This window comes from Xenorhabdus griffiniae (genome assembly GCF_015163655.1).
Taxonomy (GTDB): domain Bacteria; phylum Pseudomonadota; class Gammaproteobacteria; order Enterobacterales; family Enterobacteriaceae; genus Xenorhabdus; species Xenorhabdus griffiniae.
Genome location: NZ_JADEUF010000124.1, coordinates 1 through 10738, shown reverse-complemented (window position 1 = coordinate 10738; position 10738 = coordinate 1). Strand labels below are relative to the sequence as shown.

Genomic DNA, 10738 nt, shown 5'->3' with positions numbered 1-10738 from the left:
ACGTTCAGGTTCAGACAGGGTGATATTCGATTTCAATTTCATAAGAACAGGCAGTCAGTCTTCGGATGACCGATTATACCACTGATGCAAATAGTTTTTCTGATGAACTTACCATGACTTCCCTACGCTGGCATTATCCAGATCAGGTAATACGGGTACTTCTCAGTTCAATAAAGAACGCCCCGAGTCAAAATAAAAATCACCCTATTAGTACTCTAATAGAGTGATATTTGCAATAGGTTATCGTCAGATACTAAAACCAAACTAACGATAAATAGATTTAGCCAGTAATTAGATACCCGCCAAATTAAATTTGTTACTATAAAGTTGTGACGTTTGCAGCAGCAGGACCTTTAGGGCCATCCTGAATTTCAAACTCAACTTGTTGGCCTTCAGATAATGTTTTAAATCCATCTTTCATAATTGCAGAAAAATGTACAAATACATCTTTGCTACCATCAGCTGGAGTAATAAAACCAAAACCTTTAGACTCGTTGAACCACTTCACAGTACCAGTGATTTTTGCCATTTCAAAAATTTCCTTTGAATCACTTTATTAGCCTATTGGCATAAAAATAAACAAACCAGTATTAGTTGCTGTTATTTATTAACAGAACCGTACTTCGTTTACCCATGTGTTTTATCACACACTCTTTATATAATCGCAAGCCATTTTTTTCAGGCGCTGGAGCCAACGCACATATTTAAAGTTCTTAATCTCTATTCCAATTTGAAATCACTGAATAATTTTTAAGTCACATAACATCATGAATTAACACAAAAAGAAAAGTTCACCCTAAGAAATAGCTTTAATAAGACTAATATATAATACTGTTTTCCATATCTATTATGGAGTAGACCAGAGAGTTATCGTTATGCAAAATTCATTTTAGATAACTATAAAAATTATAGCTAATTTCACTTATTATTTTTGAACATACAATATAGTCGTTTTATACCCAATGAATTTCAAGTTGCAGCTTGCAAAGCAATGTGATTGTTTATACCTCCCTACATAGCGAGGAGATAATAAGACGCATCTTGAAAAACGATTGGTATACATATAACCAGCTTGCTTTTTGTTTATCATTTATTAAATATTATTCAATTATAATATTTGTAGGATGATTTTTTACTATTCGTCTATACGATCATTGATTTCATCAAGTGCATTTTTGCCGGCATTGTTTCAGTTTAAAATTAAACCATATTGTCCAAAAAAGAGTATAAATACATTTATGCCAATCTGACTTCAAGATGGATATGATTTCTCCGCGCGTAGCGGGAGAGATATAAGGCGCATCTTGTTGAAAGATGATTGGTATAGTTACACAAAATAACGGTTATGTATTATTTAGTGCTGATAATAACAATCAGCCGGGCATAATACCCGGCTGAAAAATGACATGGATTGGCAACTAATCTAGTTATCTTTTAGCTTTCTTCGAGCGAACAATCAAATAACCAATCCATAAGATACCAATCCAAAACGGCATCAAGATGACTGAAATACGAATTGGGGGCATCATTAATATAATAACGAGAATGAATGCCAGGAAGACTAAACACAGGTAGTTTCCAAATGGATACCACAGTGCCTGAAATTTTGTTTTGACACCTTCTTTATCTTTAGCTGAACGGAATTTCAAATGAGCAAAACAAATCATAATCCAGTTAATGACCAGGGTTGTTACCACTAATGCCATTAACAACTCAAATGCCTTACCGGGCATAACATAGTTAATCAATACACCAATTGATGTTGCCAGCGCTGATAAACCAATAGACAAGACAGGTACATTGCGTTTGTTGACTTTGGTGAGTGCATAAGGTGCATTACCCTGTTTAGCCAAACCATACAACATCCGACTATTACAATACACACCACTGTTATAAACAGATAACGCCGCCGTTACTACCACCACATTCAGCACATTTGCTACCCAGAAGTTATCCAGATCATGGAAAATCAAAACAAATGGGCTACCGCCTTCTACTACTTTTTCCCACGGATACAACGATAGCAAGATGGCCAATGAACCGATATAGAACAGCAAGATGCGATAAACAACCTGATTAGTGGCTTTTGGGATATTTTTCTCAGGATTTTCTGCTTCTGCTGCGGTAATGCCTACCATTTCCAGGCCACCAAATGAAAACATGATCACAGCCAACGCCATAATCAAGCCAGAAAGCCCATTTGGCATAAAGCCGCCCTGCTGCCACAAGTTGGTGATACTTGCCTGTGGGCCACCCTTACCGCTAATCAGCAAGTAACTCCCAAAGATAATCATCCCAACGATGGCACTGACTTTAATGATAGAGAACCAAAATTCGGTTTCACCGTATAACCGAACATTAATGAGATTGACGAGATTAATCAGTACAAAAAATATTGCGGCAGAAACCCATGTTGGAATTTCCGGCCACCAATATTGGATATACATACCAACAGCCGTTAATTCTGCCATGCCAACCAAAATAAACATTGCCCAGTAATTCCAGCCTGATAGAAAACCGGCAAAATTTCCCCAATATTTATAAGCAAAGTGGCTAAATGACCCCGCGACTGGCTCTTCAACAACCATTTCACCCAGTTGGCGCATAATCAAAAATGCGATAAACCCGCCGAGTGCATACCCAAGGAGCACTGAAGGCCCTGCCATTTTAATGGTTTGGGCAATACCTAAAAATAACCCCGTTCCTACTGCACCGCCGAGAGCAATAAGCTGAATATGCCTGTTCTTTAAACCACGCTTAAGCGTAGATTGTTGTTCTTGTTGTTCTGCCATCTAATCCTCTTTTTACGATGCTTAGAACCCGTCTCATTAGAAGTTGTTTTATTTGTTGTTTTGAACCTTTGTACTTGAATAGAGTCAGAAACGCCCTGCTCTTCTCAAATCGCGCACAATCTGCTGAGTTCAAATTTCCTCAACATAATTCCTTCAACATATTATATGTGATTGAGTTATGTACTAATTTAACGCAATATTGAGTTTGTTAATTCGTATCAAGTGGGTATTAAAACACCATTTTACAAAGAATGAATACTGCAAATGCATATTAACACACATACAGGCAGAATAATGGGTGATTGAATGTCAAAAAGGTAAGTATCGGGTGATGGAACAAACCCCCAATTCGAACACATCATTACCTTGCTCACAATGTACGTCCAACGCTAGCAAATACAAAAACAAACATATCAATATCAAGCACAGAGCTAAAAGGATTTTTTTAGTATTCAATGAGGTCACCTTGGGATTATTTCATTGTAGTTAATTTTATATTAAAATATTATAGAGACTTATCATATGATAGAGTGATAATAGTATATTAAAGTTTTTTATCTAATCACTGCCCCCTATTCATGATGGGTTTTGTCATCTTGAAAAGAAGTTGTGTATACTTCCCCAACCTTCAACCAAATTAAAATTGTAATGGCACAAGATAACCACTTAGCACTTGTATGCGCACTGAGTAAATGGATAGAAAACCATCTTGGCCGTGTCATTCATCTTGAAGAGCTTGCTGCTTATTCTGGCTATTCACTTTGGCACATGCAGAAAATATTCAAGGAAGTTACCGGCATATCTCTTGGGAAGTACATCCGTCAACGACGCCTGGCTGGCGCTGTTTATCTGTTAAAAAATAGTTCCTTGCCTATTTTTGATATTGCCCTGGATTTCGGGTTTGGCTCCCAGTCCCATTTCACCTACATGTTCCGTAAAGAGTATGGCATTACACCTTATGATTTTCGCCAAAGTACAGATATTGAACTTGAAGTTAAACTTCCACTACATTTAACTTACAACTGCGAATCATAAAACCTGGTATCGTTAGCGGCCATTTATCATGGCCGCCATGTCTCCACCTATTTATATCCATTTTTCTTTCCCAAAAGCATCATTCTGTTTCTATATACCAATCCAACTTCAAGATGCGTGTTATATTTCCCCGCTACGCGGGGAAATATAAGGTCCGCCTCGTCTTGCGGATTGCAACTTGAAGTTTATCGAGTATATATTAAGCATAAATCGTTATTGGTATTTTTCGACCAATGCCAAAGCTATTGCTTCCGTTTCTGCATCGGGAATGCCGCTAATGTCTGACGGGCGAAAATGCATCTGAAATGCTTGAATAGTTTTATAAGTGGCACTATCCAAAACTCCCGTTTGAGGAATACTATAACCATAAAGGGCCAGTGCTTTCTGAACTGATACTACTGACACCGGCATATTCGGTGCCCTACCCGCTAAATATTTTTTCACCGTTACGTGATCAGGCCAGGCACCAATTCCTTGTTCATAAAGCTCGCGCCACGGAAAAACAGGCCCAGGATCTTCTTTTCTCAGTGGTGCAATATCACTATGGCCTACCACATTCACCGCCTGGATCTTATGCCTGCGTATAATATCTTTTGCCAATCTGATAACTGCGTCAATTTGTGACGGGTGATATGAACACCATTCTTTTTTAATAAACTCTTGTTTGAATCCGCAATTAACAATTTCAATACCAATAGAGTGACGGTTTAAACTTTGGTATCCATTCCACTCACTCTTTCCCGCATGCCATGCCCTTTCTTTTTCGGAAACTACTTGAAAAATAATCGGCTCTTTATCCTTATAGCTGGGTTGCGAAGGAATAAGGTAATGAATACTAACCCGCCCTCCCGTTAATTCCCGTAAAGAGCTTTTATCATCTAACGCAGTATAGTGAAGGACAAGAAATCTAATTGAGTCAATGTATTGCCTGGTCGAATAGGGATAGGAATAGTCAACGATATAACCATTTCTACTTTCTCGCTTAGGGGAATAAGAACAACCAATCAACAACGTGATAAAGATGCCTATTATTAATCGTTTTATCATGATCGGTCAGCTATTCTACAGAAATAGATAATATTATGATGATTATATACCAATCTAACTTCAAGATGTGTCTTATATCTCCCTGCGAAGCGGGGAGATATCAAGTTTCATATCGTGTTGTCAATTGCAACTTGAAGTTGCATGCATATATATTAGATTGAAACAAAAAAGATATGGCGTTCTTATCCGCATGTTTTTAAGAGCAAATAAAAGCCAGCTATTCGTGGAACGAACGAATAGCTGGCTAATAAAGTTACTTGTTACGAGCTATCTTTTGTTACTGATATCCTATGGACATTTCAGTATCAGCAATTACTCTTCTCGCTGTTATGCGGTGCATCATTATCCCAGATACCTTTTTCAACTTGCTGTTGGATCTCTGGGTAATTATTGATATTAAATGTCGGTAATTTGCCTGACTTTCTCTGCTGGTTATAATCTTTCGCCAGTTTCATCGCAATGCCTGACAACATCAATATGGCAATCAAGTTAACAATAGCCATACACGCCATTGATAGGTTAGCCATATTCCAAACCAGAGGTACTTCTGCCAATGTACCAAACATCACCATACCCAATACAGCCAACCGCAGAATAAACAAGCCAGCAGTGTGGTTACGCTCCAGGAATATCATGTTGCTTTCAGCATAAGCGTAATTGGCAATAATCGACGTAAAGGCAAAGAAGAAAATAGCAACCGCAACGAACATCGTTCCCCAATGCCCAACAGCGGATGATAATGCTCGCTGAGTTAATTCAATCCCACTGATCGCAGTAACGTTCTCGTTAAGAACACCAGAAGAGAGGATGATCATGGCCGTCGCACTACAGATAACGATGGTATCCATAAATACCCCCAACATCTGCACATACCCCTGAGAGGCTGGATGAGGTGGATATGGAGACGCCGATGCTGCCGCATTTGGCGCAGAACCCATTCCTGCTTCATTCGAGAATAATCCGCGCTGAACTCCTTGAAGCATTGCCTGGGAGATGCCATAGCCTAATGTTCCCGCTATCGCTTCCTGAATGCCAAAGGCACTCTTGATAACCAGTGCAAATACCGCTGGGATACGCTCAATATTGTGACCAACAACCCAAATTGCCAGGATAAAATAAGCAATCGCCATAAATGGAACAACGATTTCCGCTACCCGAGCGATAGAACGCAACCCGCCGAAGATAATGATGCCACTGATAATGACTAATAGGATACCGACATAAACTGGCTTGATATTAAAGGCAAAGGCAGCCGCTTCCGCAATTGAGTTTGCCTGAACGGCATTAAATACAAGACCAAACGCGATAATAAGGAAGAATGAAAACAGAATTCCCATCCATCGCTTCTTCAGCCCTTTTTCCATGTAGTAAGCCGGGCCACCGCGATAATTTCCTTGATCGTCTTTCGTCTTGTACAACTGGGCAAGCGTGCTTTCCACAAAGGCAGTCGCCATACCAATAAATGCCACTACCCACATCCAGAAAATAGCCCCTGGTCCACCGGCAGTAATTGCAATAGCAACCCCGGCTAAGTTACCCGTTCCTACACGAGCGGCAAGGCTGGTACATAAGGCCTGAAAAGATGAAATACCAGAATTATCTGACTTATTACTGTTTTTCAGAACTGAAAACATGTGACCAAAATGGCGCAGTTGTATAAAACCAGAACGTAGTGTGAAGTAAAGACCAACCCCAAGGAGAAGGTATATCAGTACATAGTCCCAAAGAATGTTGTTAATGAAGTTAATCAGATCCGTCAAGATATTTTCCCCTTACTAATTAGCAAACATTAGCTGACCATAGTGCCGTATTCGGCGAAATTTTATTGTGCTTAATTCCTTTTATAATTAACAAGTAACATAATTCTGTATACGAAAAATACAGCGATACAAGCGATTAAAGCGGAAAGAATGTAACACAATATTTATTTCAATGGGTAACTTTTAATGAAATTTTTACATTTACTTTAGCATTATTGAACATTTGTCTTGATAGACATAAACGCTTCATTTCTTATTTCAAGCCACCTAATTACATTTTTAGCGCAAAAAATGCACGGCAATTTTCTTCCCATACATAAGCAAGAAATATAAATAAATTAACAATTGAGCTTAAAATACGAAACCAGTTGGCAACCAAAATACAACCTATCAAAAACAACGTCAATCTAATACCTATTCCAATGTCTGCAACATATACACGCATTAAACTTCAAGTTGCAATTGACAACACGCTATGAAACCTGATTTCTTCCCCGTGAAGCGAGGAGAAATCACACACATCCAGAAGTTAAATTGGTATAGAGCATATGTTAACTGAAGGTTATTGATACCATGCCAAACAAAATGCATAGAATAAATTTAGATAATAACGCCATGCTATATCACTAATGTAATAATAACCAAACTCATTAAAAAAATTGTGGTCATTACAAAGTTTAATCTTGAAATTTCTAATATTTACGGAAACATGTAGTAATATTTCACTTAAAATGAGATTATTAAATTTTAATACTGTGATAGTTGGAAAAAGCCACCATTGCATATTAAAATTTTCAGTTGTTATTTTTACAATAGGAAACAACAATAACATGTTAGTAATATGTTAATAATCTACTATCTGGCCATCAGATAATCTGCAAGTGAGGTTATAATTGATGTTAGAGCGAAAAAGAAAGAATCCCGCAGATAACATACTGCCCAAGAGAGTTTACAGAGGAAAATCAAAGTATGAATATCATCCTGCAACAGGTGGTTCAATCTCTATCTGCTGTTTGAACTCCCCCGTATCGGTTGTTTGGAAAGAGTACAATAAGATTGTGGAAAAAATAGAAAAAAATAGCACGTAGAGCCTAATATATGTCGAAGTTAATAAAAAACGGGAGCCAACACTCCCGTTGATACTAACAGCATAGTCGCCATCTGCATAAGATTCAGTCATCACAACAAAAACAGCCTGTGTTACAAAATATTATTTTGCTCTCTATTATAAAGAACGCATTTTCCCTTAAATATAAAAACAATAAGATAAGCTAATATTTTATTTTTGAAATTTAACATTATATATATATTCTCAATATCTATGCAGTCCTTTCCTTTAGGGATATGGTCTTCCCAAATTCATGCTACGATATAAATCATCCCCATATATTTGTTAAAACAAAACTGTAGACGATGGAGCATTGCTTATGCGTATAAATAACATAATGAAATCTATTGTTATTTCTACTCTAATTACACTAATGTTATCAACACCAGCTAGCGCAAGAGAGGGTAAATTGATTAAATTACCTGATAACCGATTTGCCGTCCTGTCCGAAGGTGATCTGGAAAATGCATCAATTGGCAGCTATTCCATTGCCATTTTTAAAGATAAAGATCTCACAGACTTTGAAACTGGAGGTGTCTTTGAACGTGACGGTTCAGTATTTGGAGATAATGGCACTCCGAGGATCAAATTTGCCGATATTGATGGTGATGGCACCAACGAACTCATTGTTTCCAAACTTACAGCAGGTTCTGGGAATTATCTTGAAGTCGATGCACTTAAAATTACCAAGAAAAATGTCACACTTCTCACCCGTGTCTATATAAATGGAAACAATGATCCTATCAAGCCACTCCGTGCAACATGTAAAAAAGGAACATGTATTAAACAAAAACCTTAATAATCAGCTCCTCACTTAAAAGTATTATCCGCTGAGATTCGGAGCAAACGTTAAATTATGTACTATTGTTAATGTTGTCGTTCCTGTTAAAGTTGTCACCACTATCATGGTATAGTCGATCAAGAGGAAATTATGAAACGTCTTTTATTGCTATTGCCAATTTTCCTTACCCCATTCTTCTCATATGCCGCACATGCTAATGCAGATAACACCGCAGAAACTTATTGTAACTTGTTCGGGAAAGCCTCTGTAGAAGCATTTAAAACCCATGACTCACCCGACACGATAGCGCAAAAGGCGTTCAATGAATTAACTCGCAAGGGATTTGATCTTAAAGAGATCCATAGTAATAAGGATGAATTTATTACATCTATCAAACAAACTGTCACAGAAGTCAGGAAAAATAAACAAACCTTCCCAAGCACTCATCATTTTGACGAATCACTGGATAAATCCGTTGAAGCATGTAAAGTTCAAACAAAACATGCTTTATCTAACAGTACAAAATAGATCCCTGTAGAGCGACTTACTGATGTTGTCGCTCTATTTTCATTGGATTTGTTGTTACTCGAATTACAATGACTGACAGTGTCTATTGGGTATGTATTCACCTTTCGGTATGAATTCTATTCCAACAAAAATCCGCACTGCATTTCCCCTTTCAATCTGATGATGAAATAAACGTCGTTTGGCCTTGATCTGTGCATGCTGTATATTTTGTAGCTGCTGAAGCCTATTTCCCAGCAATAAACGAGCAATTCGACGATTCGCGTGTTGGCTACGTTCAGATTGCACTTTAACACTGATCCCGCTAGCAATGTGTATTGCCCTAACCGCGGATTCTGTTTTATTGACGTGCTGACCACCTGGCCCAGAAGCCTTCAACCTTTCAAACCTAACGTCACTTTCCATCACTTCTCGCATGGGTTCAAATTGCATCACACCAATAAACCAGTTCTTACGGCCAGCTCCTTTTCGCCACGGGCTTTCACAAATCCATTTGATAGTACCGTTCCAGCACTTAAACAGTTGCCATTCATTTTCTCCTTGAATGACAATTAACACAGAACGTGGTCACGTATTCAATTCGTTGATTTGTGTTAAATATAGTATTCACGTTCAATGAAAGTGCCGATGACTTTATCATGCATTTCCGGCGACTTAGAATAACCCAATGTTTTACAATTGAGTCGCTTAAGTCGGTTGCGCAATGTCAGATTCTCCCTCTCAATACGTTGAGTGAAGGTTTTTCCGACAAGATGCTGGCTTTTTAGTAAAAAATTGTAAGCCTTGAAATTATATGTACACCAGAAAACAACATTGAACGAAGCCAGTTTTTTGAGGAGTTTCTTGAGTGTTTTTTTGCTTCTCGTTCCAAACGTATGGGCAATGATACGTTTTAGACGAGGTTCCCAGGCATACCATAACTAACGTTGGTATTTTTTATTCCCGACAAATGACCACACTTCATCAACTTCACAAATGAGCTGAACGTTTACATTATCCATGTGGGAGTGTCGTTACGCATCGTGGTTTAAGTTTTTTAAAACACGGACAACCGCATTGATACTGATATGTAATGCACTGGCTGTATCACGGATACCTGCATTATTCATCGCAAAATCGACAATTTGTTCTTTTATACCCGCTTGGCACGCGCGATAGACGTAATCCAGTTGGAAGGTTCGTTTGCAGGAGAAACAACGATAGCGTTGGTGCCCAGCCTCACCTTTGCCATGCTTTTTGACGTATTCAGTTTGCTGACAAAAACGACATTTTACTTCAACAGTCGCCATGTGATTTCTCCGAAAAAATGGCGATTATACGCAACCATCAACAGGTTGAATACGTGTCCGTCAAGGGAAAGTAGAATTAGTTTTTTCTGATCTAATTATGCCTCATTTGACACAATTAAAAGGCCAATTTGCTACCATTATAGTAAAAAATGTTTCAGCACTAAAGAGTGCCTATAGCATACGAATTTATGAATTATTAATGCAATTCAAAAAAACTGGAGATAGAATCATTAATCTAAAAGATTTTAGATCCATGTTAGGAATAGAAGATAAATATTTACAATTTAAGGACTTAAATAAACTTCTTTTAAAACCATCTATAAAAGAACTGAATCAAAAAAGCAATCTTCTTGTATCCGTTGACACTGTTAAAGATGGGCGTAATGTTGTCGCTTTACATT

Annotated in this window: 10 protein-coding genes, 1 pseudogene and 1 riboswitch; of the genes and pseudogenes, 4 read left to right on the top strand and 7 right to left on the bottom strand. The window is 37.9% G+C overall.

Annotated elements, in window-relative coordinates:
* Positions 1–102: 102 nt before the first annotated feature.
* A riboswitch (TPP riboswitch) is annotated at positions 103–195 on the bottom strand.
* A gap of 124 nt (positions 196–319) precedes the next feature.
* The 3 genes from cspE to mgrB form a co-directional block, all read right to left on the bottom strand.
* Entirely contained in the window at positions 320–529 is a 210-nt protein-coding gene (gene cspE / locus IQ211_RS16085) for a transcription antiterminator/RNA stability regulator CspE (protein WP_038269841.1), read from the bottom strand.
* 898 nt (positions 530–1427) lie between these two features.
* Positions 1428–2792, bottom strand: coding sequence for an amino acid permease (locus tag IQ211_RS16080; RefSeq protein WP_189760921.1), 1365 nt, complete (start codon positions 2790–2792; stop codon positions 1428–1430).
* A gap of 309 nt (positions 2793–3101) precedes the next feature.
* A complete protein-coding gene (mgrB, locus tag IQ211_RS20025; RefSeq protein WP_099131379.1) occupies positions 3102–3257 on the bottom strand; it encodes a PhoP/PhoQ regulatory lipoprotein MgrB in 156 nt (51 codons plus the stop codon).
* Positions 3258–3440: 183 nt separating this feature from the next.
* Between mgrB and IQ211_RS16070 the strand changes: the two genes are divergently transcribed.
* The gene (locus tag IQ211_RS16070) at positions 3441–3827 is read left to right on the top strand and encodes a helix-turn-helix domain-containing protein (protein WP_099118784.1); all 387 of its coding nucleotides are present in this window, start codon (positions 3441–3443) and stop codon (positions 3825–3827) included.
* A gap of 213 nt (positions 3828–4040) precedes the next feature.
* Here IQ211_RS16070 and IQ211_RS16065 read toward each other — a convergent pair whose 3' ends face one another.
* Together IQ211_RS16065 and IQ211_RS16060 are read right to left on the bottom strand one after the other, a co-directional pair.
* Positions 4041–4871, bottom strand: coding sequence for an N-acetylmuramoyl-L-alanine amidase (locus IQ211_RS16065; RefSeq protein ID WP_399478462.1), 831 nt, complete (start codon positions 4869–4871; stop codon positions 4041–4043).
* 308 nt (positions 4872–5179) lie between these two features.
* Complete coding sequence (locus tag IQ211_RS16060) at positions 5180–6634, bottom strand: alanine/glycine:cation symporter family protein (RefSeq protein WP_189760919.1); 1455 nt, start codon at positions 6632–6634, stop codon at positions 5180–5182.
* A gap of 1427 nt (positions 6635–8061) precedes the next feature.
* Between IQ211_RS16060 and IQ211_RS16055 the strand changes: the two genes are divergently transcribed.
* Positions 8062–8541, top strand: a complete 480-nt coding sequence (locus IQ211_RS16055) for a PliI family lysozyme inhibitor of I-type lysozyme (RefSeq protein WP_189760918.1) — start codon at positions 8062–8064, stop codon at positions 8539–8541.
* Between the two features lie 132 nt (positions 8542–8673).
* Complete coding sequence (locus tag IQ211_RS16050) at positions 8674–9051, top strand: hypothetical protein (protein WP_189760917.1); 378 nt, start codon at positions 8674–8676, stop codon at positions 9049–9051.
* Between the two features lie 63 nt (positions 9052–9114).
* On the opposite strand, the gene prfH is transcribed toward IQ211_RS16050, so the two are convergent.
* Together prfH and IQ211_RS16040 are read right to left on the bottom strand one after the other, a co-directional pair.
* Positions 9115–9606, bottom strand: coding sequence for a peptide chain release factor H (gene prfH, locus IQ211_RS16045; RefSeq protein WP_189760916.1), 492 nt, complete (start codon positions 9604–9606; stop codon positions 9115–9117).
* Positions 9607–9641: 35 nt separating this feature from the next.
* Positions 9642–10337, bottom strand: a pseudogene (locus tag IQ211_RS16040) (IS1 family transposase).
* Positions 10338–10434: 97 nt separating this feature from the next.
* On the opposite strand from IQ211_RS16040, the gene IQ211_RS16035 reads away from it, so the two are divergent.
* A partial coding sequence (locus tag IQ211_RS16035) for a replication initiation protein (RefSeq protein ID WP_193836417.1) occupies positions 10435–10738 on the top strand: 304 nt, incomplete at its 3' end.